Below are 17,150 nucleotides of genomic sequence, written 5' to 3'. Positions count from 1 at the left end.
GGCATCACCCCCGGCGTGGAAACCACCACCGGCCCGCTGGGCCAGGGCATCACCAACGCCGTGGGCTTCGCGCTGGCCGAGAAGCTGCTGGCCGCGGAATTCAACCGCGAAGGCCACCAGGTCGTCGATCACAACACCTATGTGTTCCTCGGCGACGGCTGCCTGATGGAGGGCATCAGCCAGGAAGCGATCTCGCTGGCCGGCGCCTGGAAGCTCAACAAGCTGATCGCGCTGTACGACGACAACGGAATCAGCATCGACGGGCAGGTCGCCCCCTGGTTCATCGACAACACGCCCGAGCGCATGCGCGCATGCGGCTGGAACGTGATCGGCCCGGTGGACGGCCATGACGCCGACGCCATCGACGCGGCCATCGCCAGCGCCAAGGCGGGCTCCGACAAGCCGACGATGATCGTCTGCAAGACCAGCATCGGCAAGGGCTCGCCCAACCGCGCCAACACCTCCAAGGCCCACGGCGAGCCGCTCGGCGCCGACGAAATCACGCTCACGCGCAACGCCATCGGCTGGAGCAGCGCTCCGTTCGAGATCCCGGCCGAAGTCTATGCCGACTGGGACGCCAAGGAAGCCGGCAAAGCCGCCGAAGCCGCATGGCAGGAACGCTTCGACGCCTATGCCGCGGCCTTCCCCGAACTGGCGGCCGAATTCACGCGCCGCATGGCCGGCGACCTGCCGCGCCACTTCGCGCAGACCGCCGTGGACACGGTGATCGCCGCCCACACCAAGGCCGAGACCGTCGCCAGCCGCAAGGCCAGCCAGCTCGCGCTGGAAACCTTCACCGCCCGCCTGCCCGAGCTGCTCGGCGGCAGCGCCGACCTCACCGGCTCCAACCTCACCAACACCAAGAGCACGCCCGCGCTGCGTTTCGACGAGCAGGGCAACGTGGTCCAGGTCGAAGTGCAGCTCGGCGAGAAGACCGTCCGGGCCGGCGGCCGCCACATCAACTACGGCGTGCGCGAGTTCGGCATGGCCGCGGTGATGAACGGCATCGCGCTGCACGGCGGCTTCATCCCCTACGGCGGCACATTCCTCACGTTCAGCGACTACAGCCGCAACGCCATCCGCATGGCCTCGCTGATGAAGCAGCGCGTGATCCACGTGTTCACGCACGACTCCATCGGCCTGGGCGAAGACGGCCCGACGCACCAGTCCATCGAGCACGCCGCCAGCCTGCGCCTGATCCCGGGCCTGGACGTCTGGCGTCCCGCCGACACCGCGGAAACCGCCGTGGCGTGGAGCGTGGCGCTGTCCAACCGCAACAAGCCCACCGCACTGCTGCTGTCGCGCCAGAACCTGCCCTACCTCGCCAAGAACGATCTGGGCGACATCTCGCGCGGCGCCTACGTGCTCTGCGAGCCCGCGGACGTGGGGCTGAACAGGAAGGCCAAGGCCGTGATCATCGCCACCGGCTCCGAGGTGCACCTGGCCGTGGCCGCGCAAAAGCTGCTGGCCGACAAGAAGATCCCGGTGCGCGTGGTCTCCATGCCCAGCACCACCACCTTCGACCGCGAGGAAGCCCGCTACAAGAAGCTCGTGCTGCCCGAGGGCCTGCCGCGTATCGCCGTCGAGATGGGCGTGACCGACTTCTGGTGGAAGTACGGCTGCGCCGCCGTCGTCGGCATCGACACCTTTGGCGAGTCGGCTCCGGCTCCCGTGCTGTTCAAGCACTTCGGCTTCACACCCGAGAACGTGGCGGAAACGGTGCAGGCCGCGCTGCAGCGCGCGCGTTGATCCAGGTTTCAGGCGCCGCAGGCGGACGGATCCTTTCATCCGCCTGCCCGGCCCTGTCGATTTCCGGTTTTTTTGACTTTATTTCAGGGGCAAGACTATGACGATCAAGATTGGTATCAATGGCTTCGGCCGCATCGGCCGCAACGTGCTGCGCTCGGCAGTGCAGAATTTCTCCGACATCGAAGTCGTTGGCATCAACGACCTGCTGGAGCCCGACTATCTGGCCTACATGCTGAGCTATGACTCCGTGCACGGCCGCTTCAAGGGCGACGTGAAGGTCGAGGGCAACACGCTGATCGTGAACGGCAAGAAGATCCGCCTGACCCAGGAGCGCGACCCCGCCAACCTGAAGTGGAACGAAGTCGGCGCCGACATCGTGATCGAATCCACCGGCCTGTTCCTGGACAAGGCCGCCGCCGAAAAGCACATCGCCGCCGGCGCGAAGAAGGTGCTGATGTCGGCCCCTTCCAAGGACGACACCCCCATGTTCGTCTACGGCGTGAACCACAAGACCTACGCCGGCCAGGCCATCATCTCCAACGCCTCGTGCACCACCAACTGCCTGGCACCCGTTGCCAAGGTGCTCAACGACAAGTGGGGCATCAAGCGCGGCCTGATGACCACCGTGCACGCAGCGACCGCCACGCAAAAGACGGTTGACGGCCCGTCCAACAAGGACTGGCGCGGCGGCCGCGGCATTCTGGAAAACATCATCCCCTCCAGCACCGGCGCAGCCAAGGCCGTGGGCGTGGTGATCCCCGAACTCAACAAGAAACTGACCGGCATGTCCTTCCGCGTGCCGACCTCCGACGTATCCGTGGTCGACCTGACCGTGGAACTCGACAAGGCAGCGACCTACGAGGAAATCAAGGCCGAGATGAAGGCCCAGTCCGAAGGCGCGCTCAAGGGCGTGCTCGGCTACACCGAAGACAAGGTCGTCGCCACCGACTTCCGCGGCGATACCCGCACCTCGATCTTCGACGCCGACGCGGGCATCGCCCTGGACGGCACTTTCGTGAAGGTCGTCTCCTGGTACGACAACGAATGGGGCTACTCCAACAAGTGCCTGGAAATGGTTCGCGTGATGGCTGGCAAGTAAGCCGGCACTCGTTCATTGCCAGCATTGGGAAAAGCGCCTCCGGGCGCTTTTTTTACGTTCGCCGCGTCAAGCGGCGCCATCGGCCATGGCGGCGGCCAGTCTTTCATTTGGCGTCTGGGCAGGCTACATTTGCCTCATGACCCCACAAGCCCATGACGCAACGGCCCGGTCCGTGATCCGGTTCTGGTTCGAGGAATCCACCCCGGAGCAATGGTTCGCCAAGGACGACGCATTCGACCTCGCCATCGGCGAGCGCTTCGGGCAGGTTCTGGAGCAGGCCGCGCGCGGCGAGTGCTGGCGCTGGCGCGGCGACGCACTGGGCCGGCTCGCGGAGATCATCGTGCTCGACCAGTTCTCGCGCAATGTCTGGCGCGGCACTCCCCGCTCCTTCGCTCAGGACGGCATGGCCCTGGTGCTCGCGCAGGAAGTCATTGCCCTCGGGCTGGACGCGGGCCTCACGCAGGCGCAGCGCGCGTTTGCCTACATGCCGCTGATGCACAGCGAGTCCATCGTGGTGCAGGAAGAATCGGTCCGCCGGTTCACCGCCCTGGGCAACCCCGGGAATCTCGACTTCGCACTGCGCCACCGCGCCATCGTGGAGCGGTTCGGGAGGTATCCGCACCGCAACGCAATCCTCGCCAGGCAGAGCACCGCCGAAGAGGAAGCGTTTCTCAAGACCTCCGGCAGCTCTTTTTGACGCCCGATCCGGCGCGCTCCAGGCCCGAAAAGCCAAAAAAGAAAAGAGAAGAAAAGAAAACGCCCGGGGCGTTGGGCCGCCGGGCGTTGCTCATCCGGAAAGTATCGGGAATTCAGGGCTGTTCCGCGTCGCGGATGGATTCGCGGTTGTTCTTGTCGCGGGCCTTGCCCTGATCGGCTTCCAGTCCGCGCATCAGCTTCTCCAGCGCCGCGGTGAGCGCCTCGGCCACCTTGGGTGCTTCCGCATTCGCGGCCACCGGCTGGCGGCCGGCGGGGCGCGCCTCGATCACGCAGCGCTTGTCCTGCGCGCCCGCCTTGGCGGCGCCGTCCGAATCGGAGAAGTAAACCTCGACGCGCGTAATGCTTTCCTTGAAACGTGCGAGGCGGGTGGCAACTTCCTGCTGCACCCACTGCGCCAGGGATTCGCCGCCCTGGATCTTGTCATTGGTGTGGACTTGCACTTGCATCAACTTCTCCTGTATCGAAATTAACAATCCAATAGTTCATTGGACTAGCTGCATCTTGCCAGCATCTACAGCATAGCGCTTGACGCGAATCAACTTGATATCGAATCAACTCTCGCTTTCCCTACCGACGCGTATTGGGGGCGGCGGCCTACACGGCCCGGGCGGGAAGAAAACCATGTCCGGCCCATACCATGCGCAGGCCGTGTTACAAAGAGGGAAAGAAGATGGACAACGCGTGCGCCTGCGCGGCGGCGCCGCGCCGCATATCGTAAAGATCGGCTATCAATGACTTCTGCCAGTTCCGCCCAGCGCCTGAAGATCGGCTTGTCGGCCTGCTTTTCGCATGCCGATCCCGGCCGCCCGATGTTCACCAACAAGACCCTGCAATATGTGGAGCAGACCATCGCCCACTGGATCATGTCGGCCGGCGCGATGGTGGTGATGGTGCCTTGCCCGACCGGCGAGACGGCTCTCGGCGACGTGACGCTCAACCACTACGCCGGGTGGCTGGACGGCGTGGTGATGCATGGCGGCGCGGACGTCTGGCCCGGCAGCTACGGCGAGGAACCGCTCAAGGATGCCTGGCTCGGCGACCGCGTGCGCGACCTCTACGACCTTGCCGTGGTGGAAGCCTTCGAGCAGGCGGGCAAGCCGATCTTCGGTGTGTGCCGGGGGCTGCAGCTCATCAACGTGGCGTTCGGCGGAACGCTGTACCAGGATATCGAGACCCAGCATCCCGGCGCGCAGCGGCACCGCGACCCGGTCACCTACGACCAGCATTTCCACGATATCGAGATCGTGCCCCATACGCGGCTCGCGCGGCTGTATCCGGGGATCGCGCAGGCCAGGGTCAACAGCATCCACCATCAGGGCATCAAGCAGATCGCCCCCGGTTTCGGCATCGAGGCATGGAGCTATCCCGACGCCGTGCCCGAGGCCATCCGCCGCCACGCCATGCAAGGGCGCGGCTACATCGCCGCGACGCAGTGGCACCCGGAGTTCCGCGCCCACGATGGCAGCATTCTCGACGCGCGTCCGATCCTGGACGACTTCCTGCAGGCCTGCCGGCGCGCCAAGGCGCAGCCGCTGCCCGGCCACAGCCCGTTCCAGATCCGCGACCGCGCATCGCGCCTGCTCAGGCGCGCCCTGCTGCGCCAGCGCTGAGAAAGCCCGCGCTGACCGAGTCGGCATGAAAAAAGCCGGAGCATGCGGCTGGCATGCTCCGGCTTGTTCAATGGGGTCTCACGGATGGAATCAATGATGATGGCCGTGTCCGCCGTGCACGTGCCTGTGCGAAATCTCTTCCGGCGTGGCGGCGCGCACTTCCGTCACCTTGGCGGCAAAGCGCAGCGCCTTGCCGGCCAGCGGATGGTTGCCGTCCAGATGCACTTCGGGGCCCTTGATCTTCACGACGTTGAAAACCATCATGTGGCCGTCGCTGGAGGGCCCCTGCAACTGGCCTCCGACCTTCACCCCGGGCGGGAATTCGCTCTTGGGGATCACGCGCACCAGGCTCTCGTCGCGCTCGCCGAAAGCATCGGCGACCGCCAGATCGACGGCGGCGGAAAACCCCGCGGCCTGCCCCTCCATGGCGGCCTCGACCTTGGGGAAGATGTTCTCGTATCCGCCATGCAGATAGGCCACGTCGCCCGAATCCAGCAGCTTGCCGGTGGCGGGCTCCGTGATCCTGTAGTGCAGCGTGACCGCTGTGTCTTTGGTGATGTTCATGGGCGTGATTCTACGATTGCCGCATCACGCGCGGGCATCAGTCCAGCTTCACGCCCGTGGTCTGGACCACCTTGCGCCACTTCTCCACATCGTCCCTGATTTCCTGCGCGAAAACGTCCGGCTTGTTGGCCACCGGCTCCGCGCCCAGGTCGTTGAGCTGCTTGGCCACGTCCGGCGATTTCACGGCTTCGGCGATGGTGGACTGGATCTTGTCCAGGATCTCCCTGGGCGTTCCCGCGGGAGCCAGCAGGCCGAACCAGCCGGACACCTCATAGCCCGGCACACCGCTTTCAGCCACCGTGGGAATGTCGGGCGCGCCCGGCCAGCGCCTGGCCGTGGTCACCGCCAGCGCGCGCACCTTGCCGCTTTTCACGAAGCCGATGCTCGACGGCAGGTTGTCGAAGCCGATCTGCACCTGCCCGCCGATCAGGTCGGTGAGCATGGGCGCGGCGCCCTTGTACGGCACATGCGTCATGTCGATGCCGGCCATCATCTTGAGCAGTTCGGCGCTCATGTGCGGCGAGCCGCCCGCGCTGGTCGAACCGAAATTGAGCTTGCCCGGCTCGGACTTCGCCAGCGCGATCAGTTCCTTGAGGTTCTTCACCGGCACACCGGGATTGGCGATGATGATGTTGGGCGTGTTGGCCACCACGGTGATCGGCGCGAAATCCTTCACCGCGTCGTAGGGCAGGTTCTTTTGCAGCGCCGAGTTGATGCCGTGCGAGCTGGCCGTCGCCATCACCAGCGTGTAGCCATCGGGGGCCGCCTGCGCCACGGCCAGCGAGCCGATCGCCCCGCTCGCCCCGGCCTTGTTCTCCACGATGAACGACTGCTTGAGCCGCTCGGTCAATTGGTTCGCTGCAATGCGCGCGATGATGTCCGTGGTGCCGCCCGCCGGGTACGGCACGATGATGCGCACGGGCTTGCCCGGATAGGCGGCCTGCGCCCATGTGGCGGCGCAACCCGCCGCGAGGCACAGCGCCGTGCCGGCACGCAGCAGCGTGCGCCTGGCCGTGGTGGTGGTCTTTGCTGTCATCGTCTGTCTCCTTTTTTGAATGTCGCCAAGAACGTTCTTCGAGCCCGTTCACGCGGGCTGGCGCGTTCTCAGCAAGTGCGCCAGCGCATCCGGCACCTCGATGCCGAAGCCCAGGATGGCGGCCGACAGCGCCTTGCCGTAGTTGTCCAGCGACAGGCTGCGCGATACGCCGCCGCCGAGCGCGCCATGCGCCACGAAGTTCAACGCGTGGATGTTGTCCACCTCATAGCGCAGCACGTCGCCCGTGATGGCGGCGCGATGAAAGGCCTTGAAGCGCTCGGCCGTGAGCTGTTCCTTGAGCAGCGGATACAGCTCCGGCTCGTATGCGAATACCGCGATGTTCGACGTATTGCCCTTGTCGCCCGAACGCGTGTGGGCTACCTGTTCCAGCAGCACTTTCCTGTATGACATGCTTGTTCGCTCCTCGTGGACTCAGCTTGTGAAGTAGTCGATCCGCGGATGGACCTGCTCGCGCGCGACCAGCGACGACCACACGCCGATCACCTCGCGTGTGCGGTCCTGGTGCGGCACCCGCTTGCCGGTGTGCGCCACGCCCGAGACGGCCATGCCATCGACTTCGCGCCCCACCTTGAGCGCTTCCTCGCGCGTTCTGGTGCGCGCGGCCACCCGCACCGCCACCTCATAGGGCTCGGGCGCATCGGGCGGCGTGGCCGCTCCATGGATCGCGTTGAGCCCCAGAAAATCCACGCGCATGTCCTCGGCCTCGAGATTCACGATCTTGAAGCGCTCCTCCAGTATCTTCCTGGCCAGCTGCGCGCGCCGCAGCGCGCCGGGCCCCGCGTAGAAGAACATGTCCTCGCCTATGAAGCCTTCGGTGCAGCCCATGGAGACCTTCAGCGTGGGCGTGCGCTGCTTGCCGGTCAGCCCGGTGACACGCACGCGATCCTTGCCGACCTGCTCCAGCCTGGCCTGGGTGAAATCCACGACGGCATCGGGCGTGATGTAGTTGGCGGGATCATGCACTTCGTAGAGCATCTGCTCCTTGACGGTCTGCAGCGTGATGGCGCCGCCCGAGCCATCGACCTTGGAGATCACGACGCTGCCGTCGGGTTCGACCTCGGCAATCGGAAACGCGAAATTCCACGGATCGGGCACGTCCTTCAAACCGGGATCGGAAAAATAGCCGCCGGTCACCTGCGCGCCGCATTCCATCAGGTGGCCGATGCCGCTGCCCGCGCCCACCTTTTCATGGTCGAGCGCGTCCCAGCCGAACTCATGCATCATGGGCGCGACAAACAGGGACGGATCGGCCACACGGCCCGTCACCACGATCTGCGCGCCCTCCCTGAGCGCCTGCACGATGGGCTCCGCGCCCATGTACGCCTCGGCGGAAATCAGCGTATCCGCGAGCGTGGACGTCGGCTCCCCGTTCTCCATGATGGACGGGGCCAGCGACAGCACGCGATCGGTGATCATGCTGCCGCTGACGGCGGCCACCTTCACGCCTTCGATGCCCATCTCGCGCAGCAGCTCGACGATGCGCCGCGCCGCGCCCTGCGGGTTGATCCAGCCCTGGTTCGAGATGATCCTGGTGCCGCGCCGCATACAGGCGGGCAGCACGGCGCGCATGCGGTCGTCGAGATAGGTGTCGTAGCCGGCAAAGCCGGGATCGCGGCGCGCGCGCACCTGCGCCGCCGAGACCGTGGCCTCGGCCATGGTCTCGAAGCATAGATAGTCCAGATCGCCCTTCTCGGCGTTCAGGCCCGCAGGTTCCACGCGATCGCCCCACCAGGCGGCGCCCGAACCAATGCGCAGCCGCTTCCTGTCGTTTGCAGCGTCACTCATCAGCGTTGTCTCCTTTGAATGGATTCATTCTGAACAGCCATGCTTTGTTGAACAATGCATTCTGGGGATCACTGGCTATGAATCCAATTCACAGCTACCCTTGGAGCCACGCATACCGATTCGTCAGGGCTTCATGGACAAATATGCAGAAATCTCGGTCTTCCTGAGCGTCGCGGACGAAGGCAGTTTTTCCGCCGCCGCGCGCAAGCAGGAGATGACGCCATCCGCCGTGAGCAAGCTGATCGCCCGGCTGGAGCAGCGGCTGAACGTGCGCCTATTCGAGCGCATCGCCGGCACCATCCGCCTCACGCAGGAAGGCGAGCGCTTTCGCGCTGCCGGTGCGCGCGTGGTGCAGGCCATGGTGGACGCCGAGGACGCCGTGCATCTGCGCGATGCCGACATCTCGGGCCTGGTGCGCATCCACACGGCCCTCACCACGGCCAAATACCTCATCGCGCCGCGCCTGCCGGCCTTGCTGGACAGGCACCCCCGGCTGCGCCTGGATTTCGTGCTCGGCACCGAGCGCGCCGACTTCATCCGGCAGGGGCTGGATGTGGCGATCCACAGCGGACGCCCGACCGAGCTCACCCTGGTGGGCCGCCCGCTGATGCTGCGCCCCTGGGTGATCGCCGCCGCGCCGTCCTACCTGGAGCGCTTCGGCGCGCCCGCCCATCCGCGTGACTTGCTGCGCCACCGCTGCCTGAACTTCACCATCCGCACGCAATGGAACAGCTGGACCTTTCAGGACGAAGGGGACGTCAGGACCGTGGACATTCCCCGCCATATCGGCGCCAACCAGGGCGAGCTGCTGCGCACGCTGGCCCTGCAGGGGCTGGGCGTGGTGCGGCTCGCGCACTTCAACATCACCGGCGACCTGCGGGCCGGGCGGCTCGTGCCGCTGCTCTCGGCATTCCAGCGCCATTCCGAGGAGGACCGCTTCTATCTGCTATATCCGGGCGGCCGCTCGCTGGCGCCGCGCGTGCGGGCGGTGGTGGATTTCCTGGCGGAGCAACTGGCCGGGCCGGACGTCTGAACGCCCGCCGATGCATCGCGAGCGAAAAAGCAAACAAGGCAAGGGGCGGGCGCCATCTCGCGGCGCCCGCCCCTTGTTTGCCCATGTCCGCGGTTCAGGGCCGCGGGCCGCTCAGTCCAGCGGCGGCGTCTCTTCCTCGGCGGCGCCGGGATGCCGCGCGAACCGGCGGGGCTGCTCGCCATGCACCGGGTCGTTTTCCTTCCACGGCCAGCCGCCGAAACGCGTGCGGCGAAAGTCCTGCATGGCCTGCATGATTTCCTGCTCGGTGTTCATCACGAACGGACCGTACTGCGCCACGCGCTCGCCCACCGGCAGTCCCTGCAGCACCAGGCACTCGGCCACGTCGCTGCCGGTGTTGACGACCTCCACGGGCTGCAGCACTGCCAGCTCGTAGGCGGCATGTCCGTCCAGTGCCTGCGCATCGAGCCGCAGGCCGTCGCCCACGAACCAATAAAACATGCGCCGCGCTCCGGCGTTGCTCGCGGCGGGCATCGTCCAGCGCGCGCCCGGCTCGAGCGTGAGCGTCCAGATCGCCACGTCGTGCGCGGGATCGGCAGCCCACGACTCGGGCGGCGGCGGCAGCGGCCGGTTTGCGCCGGGAAGCGCTCCCGCGATCACGGCCACTTCGGCGCGCCTGCCGTCGGCGCCGGCCTGCGAGAAGCGCGGAATGCGTTCATTCCAGAACATGGTGAAGTGCGGCTCCACCATCTTGCTGGCGGCGGGCAGGTTCAGCCAGATCTGGAACAGCTCCAGCGGATTGGGGCTGTCCCGGTTCACCAGCGGGAACATCTCCGAGTGCATGATGCCCTTGCCGGCGGTGAGCCACTGCACATCGCCATGGCCGAAGCGCGCCGCCGCGCCCAGCGAGTCGGCATGGTCGATCAGCCCCTGGCGCACCAGCGTCACCGTCTCGAAGCCACGATGCGGATGGCCGGGAAAGCCCGGGACGACCTCGCCGTGGTACATGTTGAAGCCGTCCTTGCCGCTGAAGTCGCTGCCGGTCTCGCGGTGCTCCAGCTCCACCGCCTGCACGCCCAGCTCGCCGTTGCTGGCGGGATAGGCGTCGAGATGGTGGGCGCAAAAGAGAAACGGGTCCAGCGTCGGCCACAGGCGGCCGAGGGGTTGCTTGTTGATGACGGGATGGCTCATGGATCGTGCTCCTGTTGCTCCCGCCGCAGGACGCGCCGGGAGTCGAGATGACTATATGGAGGCAGGGCGCGGCGATTGCCAGGGCCGCAATGTCCCGTGGATGGAACAGTGATTTCCAGCCACGCGACCAGCGCCGGATTCAATGCGTCAGCGGCTGGATCAGCTCGGTGCGCCAAAGCCGCGCGTCCAGGCCGCGCTCGGGCCCGGTGACGTAGCATTCCCAGAGATCCGGCGTCATGGCCAGGCCGCGCGCCGCGATCCACTGCGTGAAGGCATTCCATGCATCGGGCAATTCCTCGTAGCGGCCCCGGTGCACCGTGCGCGCGACATGCATGACCGGCCATTCGGAAGGCACCATGCGCCCACAGGCGGCGACCGGGTGATCCAGAGGAATGCCGATCTCGAAGTCGAAACTGTCGGTGGGCCTCCTCAGGTGATGCGTGAAAAGCGGCGCCACGGGCGAGGCGCCCTGTGCGCGCACCGCATCGAGCAACTCGCGCACGCCCCGGCTCATCGCGAGATGGATTTCCTCGCGCGTGCATCTGAGCGCGATCATCGCGGTAACGCGGCGCAGCGGCAGGTCGACGATCTCTGGTGGCTCAATCATGATGCGCTCCTGGCTGAGTCAAACAGACATCCACGATGGTAGTACGCCGCCGCGCGCAAGCCTATAGGACAGCGGCGCGTGCCGCCCTGGAGATCAGCGCCGCCCGCGCGATCCCAGCCACCAGCCGAGGGCCAGCCCGACGGTGCCCAGCACGGCCGCCGCGGTGGCGGCCTGCGCGCGCGCATGGCGGATGCCGCCGTCGATGCTGCCAGCCTCCGACGGCGCATAAAGATTGCCGTCGCTGACGGGCGCCGGTCCGCCATGGCGCAGGCTGCGCACGCCGAACCAGTTCATGCAGCGTCCCAGGAAGGTCGGCGACACCGCATGGGCCACGCGGCCTGGCAGCGCGGCCGCACCCAGCCACGTCACCGCACGCGGGTGCGCCGAATAGGCCAGGCCCACGATCGCCTGCGCGACGCGGCGCGGATCGAGCACCGGCAGCGGCACGCGCAACCGCCTGCCGGTGTAGTTCGCGCCCCTGGCAAGGCCCGGAGTATCCACGAGCGTGGGCGCCACGTCGCACACATGCACATGCGGCAGATCGGCCACCTCCGCGCGCAGGCTCTCGGAGAGCCCGCGCACGCCGAACTTGCTGGCGCTGTAGGCCGCGGCGAACGGCGTTCCGACCCAGCCGCCCATGGAATTGAGATTGACCAGCAGTCCCCTGCCCGTTGCGCGAAAGTGCTGAATGGCCGCATGCGCGCCATGCAGATGACCCATCAGGTTGGATTCGATCACGCGGCGGCTGGCCTCCAGCGGCACGCCGTCAAAGCGCCCCAGCGCGCCGACGCCGGCGGCGTTCACCCACACATCGATGCCGCCATAGTGGCTGACCGCGCGGTCCGCCAGTTTGCGGACCGCCTGGGCATCCGTCACGTCCGTGGGGATGCCCAGCGCGGAGCTTCCCGCCGCAATGCATTCCGTGACCACCGGCGCGAGCGTATCGGCGTTCCGCGCGGCCAGCACCAGGCGCGCGCCACGGCGGGCAAAGGCAACCGCGGTGGCATGGCCCACGCCGCTGGATGCGCCGACCACGACCACCACCAGAGGCCGGCGCCGCGTCCCGGCCTCCGAAGAGGGCGACGATGAAGATGTTCGCGACGAATGCTGTTGGCGTGCCTGTGATCTCATGGAAAGTACTGCCCCTTCTGCTCCGCGAGCGCTCAAGATTTCCGCACAGCTTAGCGCCCCGCCGCATGCGGTTGCAACAGCGCCATCCCCGACACGGCGTAGGACAGCGTCACATGGCGAAGGCCGGCGGCTACGGCGCCGCCCTGGGCCTGAGCTCGACCACCAGCCCCTTGCGGGTCACCGTGAACTGCCCCGGCTCCAGGCCCAGGCCGTTGGTCAGCGCCAGGTCCTGCTCGCTCAGCTGATGCAGCACCACCTCCTGCAAGGAGCGTTGCGCCAGGGTCGCGCCATATTGCTGAAGCATCTGCTCGGCCTGCGGGCTCAGGCCCTGCATGCGCAATCCATTCAGGCGCAGATGGGTCGCGCGCAGGGTCCTGTCCGAGGGTTCATAGCGCAGCGAGAAATCCACATCCAGCGCGCCATCGTAGGAGCGCGGCTGAAGCAGCGGCCCCGAAGCCACCACCGCGATCACCGCGTTGAGTTGATTGCTTTCGGGCCGCAGGCCGATCCGCGGATGGGCCAGTTCCAGATCCAGGAGGCCGCCCATTCCATACCTGCGCGGAAACTTGCGCGCCACCGTCTCCTGGATACGCTCCGCCGAAATCGTGTATCCCTGCTGCGCCAGCACGCCGGGCGAAGCGGCGCAGCCCGCCAGGAACATCCCGGCGGCCAGCAGGCCGCCCGCCAGCAGCCGGCGCTGGCGGGACGGGCCCGGGCAGATAGTCACAGCCGTGGATAGGGTGGTCATCGCGCGTTCTTTCATACGTTGCAGCGGCGCTCCCATGCGAGGCGACATGGGGCGCCGCCAACCGGACACAGCCCGCATTGTCGCGCCGACGGACATGCCCCATGCCCACCGGATGTAACACGGACCGCCTGCCAGGAGCTTTGCCACCCAATGATTTCCGCATCGCAGCAAAAATTTCACTCTCCAAAACTTGCGGAAAAGTTTTTGACCGCGCCTGTTTCCATTTCTATATTCGCGCAAAACGGTTTCTACATTTTCGTTCCCGCCCAATAGCTCCGTATCGGGTTTCACCCATAGAAACATCCATGCCAACCAACGCCAGAGCCACGCACAAACCGAAGTCCATCGTGACGCGCAGCTCCGGCGCGAGCGTGTCCTCGGTCGAGCGCGCCATGCGGGTGCTGCGCGTGATGTCCGAAGGCTCGAACGCGCGGCTCACCGACATCGCGGCCGCGGCCGACCTGGACAAGGCCACCGCGCTTCGCCTTCTGGAGATGATGGTGCGCGACGGCTTTGTCATGCGCGATGCGCTGACCAAGCAGTTCAGCCTGGGGCCGGAGCTCATGGTGCTCGGCGCTGCCGCGCTGCGGCGCTTCGATCCGCGCCCCATCGTGCGGCCCAGCCTCATGCGGCTGGTGGGCGAGTTCGAGGACAGCGCCGTGCTGTCGATTCCCAGCGGCATCGAATCCCTTTGCATCGACGTCGAAGAAGGCACCTATCCCATTCGCGCCAACTATTTGCGAGTGGGCAGCCGCAGGCCGCTCGGCGTGGGCGCCGGAAGCCTCGCCCTTCTCGCCTGGCTGCCCGAGGCCGAACGCGAGGCGGCCATCGACATCCTGCTGGGCCAGCTGCAGCGCTATCCGCGCATCACCGCCGGGCTGCTGCACGAGCGCATCGAACAGGCCCGCGCCAAAGGCTATGCGGTGCTCCTGGACGTGGTGGTGGAGCGCATGGGCGGCATCTCCGCGCCCATCCTCGACCCGCAGGGACGCCCGGTCGCGGCCATCAGCATCGCGGCGCTCAACGACCGCATCCTCTCGCGCGAGGTCGCCATGGCGCAGGCCCTCATGCGCGAGGCCATGCAATGCCAGGTGCGCTGGGCCGAGGCGACAAGGCCCGGCGCGCGCACCGCGCATCGCGTCGGCTCGCTGCGCACATCCGGCGAACCGGCCGGCGGCCGCAAAACCTAGCCGCCCGCGCCGCCTCGCCCCATCCACGCACATATGACAAAAGGAGACAACGGCATGCCGCAACCGCCGCAGGTGTTCATCCGCGGAGCAGGTGGAACCGCATTCGGCAAGCATGAAGGCAGCAGCGCGCTCGACCTCATGGCACAGGCCGCGAGCCAGGCCCTGGCCAGCGCGCAGATCGAACGCGCCCAGATCGACGGCGTGCTCTGCGGCTACGCCACCACGCTGCCGCACCTGATGCTCTCCACGCTGTTCTGCGAGCGCTTCGGCCTCGCGCCCGGCTATGCCCACAGCATGCAGCTGGGCGGCGCGAGCGGCGCGGCCATGCTGATGGCCGCGCGCGAGCTGGTGCGCTCGGGACGCTGCCGCAACGTGCTGGTGGCGGCTGGCGAGAACCGGCTGACAGGCCAGTCGCGCGACAGCTCCATCCAGACGCTGGCCCAGGTCGGCGATGCCGACTTCGAAGTGCCCAACGGCGCATCCGTCCCGGCGTATTACGCGCTCATGGCATCGGAGTACATGCAGCGCACGGGCGTGACGTCCGCCGACCTCGCCGAGTTCGCCGTGCTCATGCGCCAGCACGCGATCACGTATCCGCAGGCGCAGTTGCGCACGCCCATCACCGTGCAGGATGTGCTGGCAAGCAAGGCGATCGCATCGCCGCTGTCCCTCATGGACTGCTGCCCGATTTCCGACGGCGCCATGGCCCTCGTCGTCTCCGCGGAACCCGGCGCCCACGCGAGGGTGCTGATGCGCGGCGCCGGGCAGGCCCACCGCCACCAGCACCTGAGCGCGATGGAGGACGTCATGCGCTGCGGCGCCTCCGACGCATCCAGCGCCGCCATGCGGGAAGCGGGAATGCGCATCCAGGATTTCGACTATCTCGGCATCTACGACTCGTTCACCATCACGCTGGTCATGCTGCTCGAGGAAATCGGCTTCGCGCCGCGCGCGGCAGCCGCCGGGCGGCTGCGCGCGGGCGACTTCGGGCGGGACGGCGCGCTCCCGCTCAACACGCACGGCGGCCTGCTCTCGTACGGCCACTGCGGCGTTGCCGGCGGCATGGCGCACGTGGTGGAGGCCTGGCGGCAGATGAGCGCGCTCGCCGGCGAGCGGCAACTGGCGCGCACGCCGCAGCGCGCCTTCATCCACGCCGACGGCGGCGTGATGTCCTCGCACGTGAGCCTTGTTCTCACGCGCGAATCCTGACGCGCAAGGATTGCATATGACCCACGCCACTCCACTCGACAAGGCTGCAGCCGCACGGCCGCTTGCCGCGCCCTTCACCGAAGGCCTCGCGACGGGCGTGCTGCGCTTTCAGCGCTGCACCCGCTGCCGTCACGCCCAGACGCTGGCGCGCTATGCATGCCAGCGCTGCGCCTGCGATTCACTGCAATGGGAAGACGCCAGCGGCGGCGCAACGATCCGCGCGGCGACCGTGGTGTCGCGCGCGCCGTCCGACGAATTCCGCGCGCTCGCGCCCTACACGCTGGTGATCGCACAACTGGACGAAGGCCCGCGCATCATGGGGCACGCAAGCGCCGGCATGCGGATCGGCCAGAAGGCGCTGGCCCGTTTCTTCGAGCACGACGGCCGCACGCTGATCCGCTTCGAGCCGGCCGCACCGATGCAGGACGACGCATAACAAGAGCCCGGACGAACCCAGGGCCCGACCACCCCATCCATGACAACACCCAGGAGACAGAACATGACAGATCCAAAGCAGCTTTTTTCACGCCGCGCCGCAACCGGCATCCTCTGCGCCGCAGCGCTTGGAGCACTGACGGCAACGCCAACGGCCTTCGCCAGCGGAGCCTATCCCGACAAGCCGATCCGGCTCGTCGTCCCCTATCCGCCGGGCGGCCCGACCGACATCGTCGCGCGCGTGGTCGCGCAGAAACTGCAGGAGCAGCTCGGCCAGTCCATCGTCATCGACAACAAGCCCGGCGCGGGCGCCAACCTGGGCGCGGAGCAGGTGGCACGCAGCGCGCCCGATGGCTACACGCTGGTGGTCGCCACCACGGCGCATGCCATCAATCCGTCGCTGTTCTCGAAGCTGAACTACTCCATCACCAGGGATTTCGCGCCGATCTCGCAGCTCACCAGCGGACCGCTGGTGATCGTGGCGTCGCCCACGCTGGCCGCCAACAATGTCAAGGAGCTGATCGCGCTGGCCAAGTCCAGGCCGGGGGCGCTGAATTTCGCCTCGTCGGGCAACGGCCAATCCACGCACCTGTCCGCCGAACTCTTCAGCGCCATGGCCGGCGTGAAGATGAACCACGTCCCCTACAAGGGAAGCGCGCCCGCGCTCACGGACGTGATGAGCGGCCAGGCCGACCTGATGTTCGACACCATGCTCTCGTCCATGCCGTTCGTGAAGAGCGGCAAGCTCAAGGCCATCGCCGTCACCAGCAGCGAACGCTCGCCCAGCGCCCCGGACATTCCGACCATCGCCGAATCCGGCCTGCCAGGGTACGAGGCCATTGCCTGGAACGGCATCCTGGCTCCCGCGGGCACGCCCAGGGAGATCGTCGAGCGGCTCAACACCGAGCTGAAGAAGGTGCTGCAAAGCCCCGATGTCAAGCAGCGCTTCGATGCGCAAGGCTTCGCGGCCCAGTGGAATTCGCCGCAGGACTTCGGCCACTTCCTGAACGCGGAAGTCGACAAGTGGGCCAAGGTCGTCAAGGCCTCCGGCGCGAAAGTGGACTGAC

18 protein-coding genes are annotated in these 17,150 nt (G+C 66.9%); 9 read left to right on the top strand and 9 right to left on the bottom strand.

The annotated features are described in order from the left end of the window. The 3 genes from tkt to ABWP92_RS11080 all read left to right on the top strand — a co-directional run. Positions 1 to 1,749, top strand: a 1,749-nt coding sequence (gene tkt, locus ABWP92_RS11090) for a transketolase (protein ID WP_353235438.1), incomplete at its 5' end; no start/stop codon positions are given. Between the two features lie 97 nt (positions 1,750 to 1,846). After that, positions 1,847 to 2,848 (top strand): type I glyceraldehyde-3-phosphate dehydrogenase, encoded by a 1,002-nt coding sequence (gene gap, locus ABWP92_RS11085; protein ID WP_353235437.1) that lies wholly within the window; start codon positions 1,847 to 1,849, stop codon positions 2,846 to 2,848. A gap of 136 nt (positions 2,849 to 2,984) precedes the next feature. After that, positions 2,985 to 3,545, top strand: a complete 561-nt coding sequence (locus tag ABWP92_RS11080) for a DUF924 family protein (RefSeq protein ID WP_353235436.1) — start codon at positions 2,985 to 2,987, stop codon at positions 3,543 to 3,545. A gap of 112 nt (positions 3,546 to 3,657) precedes the next feature. Here ABWP92_RS11080 and ABWP92_RS11075 read toward each other — a convergent pair whose 3' ends face one another. Beyond that, on the bottom strand, positions 3,658 to 4,011 hold the full coding sequence (locus ABWP92_RS11075) for an HPF/RaiA family ribosome-associated protein (RefSeq protein ID WP_353235435.1): 354 nt from the start codon (positions 4,009 to 4,011) through the stop codon (positions 3,658 to 3,660). 285 nt (positions 4,012 to 4,296) lie between these two features. On the opposite strand from ABWP92_RS11075, the gene ABWP92_RS11070 reads away from it, so the two are divergent. Beyond that, positions 4,297 to 5,175, top strand: a complete 879-nt coding sequence (locus ABWP92_RS11070) for a gamma-glutamyl-gamma-aminobutyrate hydrolase family protein (RefSeq protein ID WP_353235434.1) — start codon at positions 4,297 to 4,299, stop codon at positions 5,173 to 5,175. A 90-nt stretch (positions 5,176 to 5,265) separates the two neighbouring features. On the opposite strand, the gene ABWP92_RS11065 is transcribed toward ABWP92_RS11070, so the two are convergent. From ABWP92_RS11065 to ABWP92_RS11050, 4 genes are read right to left on the bottom strand one after another with little or no spacing between them, the layout of a single operon-like run. Next, positions 5,266 to 5,739: an FKBP-type peptidyl-prolyl cis-trans isomerase gene (locus tag ABWP92_RS11065; protein ID WP_353235433.1), complete on the bottom strand. Its 474-nt coding sequence runs from the start codon at positions 5,737 to 5,739 to the stop codon at positions 5,266 to 5,268. 37 nt (positions 5,740 to 5,776) lie between these two features. Further along, the gene (locus tag ABWP92_RS11060) at positions 5,777 to 6,775 is read right to left on the bottom strand and encodes a Bug family tripartite tricarboxylate transporter substrate binding protein (protein WP_353235432.1); all 999 of its coding nucleotides are present in this window, start codon (positions 6,773 to 6,775) and stop codon (positions 5,777 to 5,779) included. Positions 6,776 to 6,823: 48 nt separating this feature from the next. Next, the gene (locus tag ABWP92_RS11055) at positions 6,824 to 7,186 is read right to left on the bottom strand and encodes an AtuA-related protein (RefSeq protein ID WP_353235431.1); all 363 of its coding nucleotides are present in this window, start codon (positions 7,184 to 7,186) and stop codon (positions 6,824 to 6,826) included. Positions 7,187 to 7,207: 21 nt separating this feature from the next. After that, the gene (locus ABWP92_RS11050; protein ID WP_353235430.1) at positions 7,208 to 8,581 is read right to left on the bottom strand and encodes an acyclic terpene utilization AtuA family protein; all 1,374 of its coding nucleotides are present in this window, start codon (positions 8,579 to 8,581) and stop codon (positions 7,208 to 7,210) included. Between the two features lie 133 nt (positions 8,582 to 8,714). Here ABWP92_RS11050 and ABWP92_RS11045 point away from each other — a divergent pair, with 133 nt between their 5' ends. Beyond that, complete coding sequence (locus tag ABWP92_RS11045; RefSeq protein ID WP_353235429.1) at positions 8,715 to 9,614, top strand: LysR family transcriptional regulator; 900 nt, start codon at positions 8,715 to 8,717, stop codon at positions 9,612 to 9,614. A gap of 111 nt (positions 9,615 to 9,725) precedes the next feature. On the opposite strand, the gene ABWP92_RS11040 is transcribed toward ABWP92_RS11045, so the two are convergent. The 4 genes from ABWP92_RS11040 to ABWP92_RS11025 form a co-directional block, all read right to left on the bottom strand. Further along, positions 9,726 to 10,763: a pirin family protein gene (locus ABWP92_RS11040; protein ID WP_353235428.1), complete on the bottom strand. Its 1,038-nt coding sequence runs from the start codon at positions 10,761 to 10,763 to the stop codon at positions 9,726 to 9,728. Positions 10,764 to 10,902: 139 nt separating this feature from the next. After that, positions 10,903 to 11,370 (bottom strand): GyrI-like domain-containing protein, encoded by a 468-nt coding sequence (locus ABWP92_RS11035; protein ID WP_353235427.1) that lies wholly within the window; start codon positions 11,368 to 11,370, stop codon positions 10,903 to 10,905. A 93-nt stretch (positions 11,371 to 11,463) separates the two neighbouring features. Continuing rightward, positions 11,464 to 12,501 carry an SDR family oxidoreductase gene (locus ABWP92_RS11030; protein ID WP_353235426.1) on the bottom strand — a complete coding sequence of 346 codons (1,038 nt, stop codon included), beginning with the start codon at positions 12,499 to 12,501 and terminating at the stop codon, positions 11,464 to 11,466. Between the two features lie 130 nt (positions 12,502 to 12,631). Then, positions 12,632 to 13,249, bottom strand: a complete 618-nt coding sequence (locus tag ABWP92_RS11025) for a DUF1439 domain-containing protein (protein WP_353235425.1) — start codon at positions 13,247 to 13,249, stop codon at positions 12,632 to 12,634. A gap of 305 nt (positions 13,250 to 13,554) precedes the next feature. On the opposite strand from ABWP92_RS11025, the gene ABWP92_RS11020 reads away from it, so the two are divergent. The 4 genes from ABWP92_RS11020 to ABWP92_RS11005 all read left to right on the top strand — a co-directional run bounded on the left by ABWP92_RS11020 (position 13,555) and on the right by ABWP92_RS11005 (position 17,149). Continuing rightward, on the top strand, positions 13,555 to 14,439 hold the full coding sequence (locus ABWP92_RS11020; protein WP_353235424.1) for an IclR family transcriptional regulator: 885 nt from the start codon (positions 13,555 to 13,557) through the stop codon (positions 14,437 to 14,439). Between the two features lie 54 nt (positions 14,440 to 14,493). After that, the gene (locus ABWP92_RS11015; RefSeq protein ID WP_353235423.1) at positions 14,494 to 15,648 is read left to right on the top strand and encodes a thiolase family protein; all 1,155 of its coding nucleotides are present in this window, start codon (positions 14,494 to 14,496) and stop codon (positions 15,646 to 15,648) included. Between the two features lie 16 nt (positions 15,649 to 15,664). Continuing rightward, a complete protein-coding gene (locus ABWP92_RS11010) occupies positions 15,665 to 16,084 on the top strand; it encodes a Zn-ribbon domain-containing OB-fold protein (protein WP_353235422.1) in 420 nt (139 codons plus the stop codon). A gap of 63 nt (positions 16,085 to 16,147) precedes the next feature. Beyond that, a complete protein-coding gene (locus tag ABWP92_RS11005; protein ID WP_353235421.1) occupies positions 16,148 to 17,149 on the top strand; it encodes a tripartite tricarboxylate transporter substrate binding protein in 1,002 nt (333 codons plus the stop codon). The last annotated feature ends 1 nt before the right edge of the window (position 17,150 follow it).

The sequence above is a fragment of the Diaphorobacter ruginosibacter genome, assembly GCF_040396215.1.
GTDB classification, from domain to species: domain Bacteria; phylum Pseudomonadota; class Gammaproteobacteria; order Burkholderiales; family Burkholderiaceae_C; genus Diaphorobacter_A; species Diaphorobacter_A ruginosibacter_A.
This window is presented reverse-complemented; position numbering and strand designations above follow the sequence as displayed.

Bases quoted from the DNA above. Each gene is read 5' to 3' on its own strand.
- ABWP92_RS11075 (WP_353235435.1), bottom strand. From the start codon at position 4,011: ATGCAAGTGCAAGTCCACACCAATGACAAGATCCAGGGCGGCGAATCC.
- ABWP92_RS11025 (WP_353235425.1), bottom strand. From the start codon at position 13,249: ATGACCACCCTATCCACGGCTGTGACTATCTGCCCGGGCCCGTCCCGC.
- ABWP92_RS11045 (WP_353235429.1), top strand. From the start codon at position 8,715: ATGGACAAATATGCAGAAATCTCGGTCTTCCTGAGCGTCGCGGACGAA.
- ABWP92_RS11065 (WP_353235433.1), bottom strand. From the start codon at position 5,739: ATGAACATCACCAAAGACACAGCGGTCACGCTGCACTACAGGATCACG.
- ABWP92_RS11005 (WP_353235421.1), top strand. From the start codon at position 16,148: ATGACAGATCCAAAGCAGCTTTTTTCACGCCGCGCCGCAACCGGCATC.
- ABWP92_RS11080 (WP_353235436.1), top strand. From the start codon at position 2,985: ATGACCCCACAAGCCCATGACGCAACGGCCCGGTCCGTGATCCGGTTC.
- ABWP92_RS11030 (WP_353235426.1), bottom strand. From the start codon at position 12,501: ATGAGATCACAGGCACGCCAACAGCATTCGTCGCGAACATCTTCATCG.
- gap (WP_353235437.1), top strand. From the start codon at position 1,847: ATGACGATCAAGATTGGTATCAATGGCTTCGGCCGCATCGGCCGCAAC.
- ABWP92_RS11060 (WP_353235432.1), bottom strand. From the start codon at position 6,775: ATGACAGCAAAGACCACCACCACGGCCAGGCGCACGCTGCTGCGTGCC.
- ABWP92_RS11050 (WP_353235430.1), bottom strand. From the start codon at position 8,581: ATGAGTGACGCTGCAAACGACAGGAAGCGGCTGCGCATTGGTTCGGGC.
- ABWP92_RS11010 (WP_353235422.1), top strand. From the start codon at position 15,665: ATGACCCACGCCACTCCACTCGACAAGGCTGCAGCCGCACGGCCGCTT.
- ABWP92_RS11035 (WP_353235427.1), bottom strand. From the start codon at position 11,370: ATGATTGAGCCACCAGAGATCGTCGACCTGCCGCTGCGCCGCGTTACC.
- ABWP92_RS11020 (WP_353235424.1), top strand. From the start codon at position 13,555: ATGCCAACCAACGCCAGAGCCACGCACAAACCGAAGTCCATCGTGACG.
- ABWP92_RS11015 (WP_353235423.1), top strand. From the start codon at position 14,494: ATGCCGCAACCGCCGCAGGTGTTCATCCGCGGAGCAGGTGGAACCGCA.
- ABWP92_RS11070 (WP_353235434.1), top strand. From the start codon at position 4,297: ATGACTTCTGCCAGTTCCGCCCAGCGCCTGAAGATCGGCTTGTCGGCC.
- ABWP92_RS11040 (WP_353235428.1), bottom strand. From the start codon at position 10,763: ATGAGCCATCCCGTCATCAACAAGCAACCCCTCGGCCGCCTGTGGCCG.
- ABWP92_RS11055 (WP_353235431.1), bottom strand. From the start codon at position 7,186: ATGTCATACAGGAAAGTGCTGCTGGAACAGGTAGCCCACACGCGTTCG.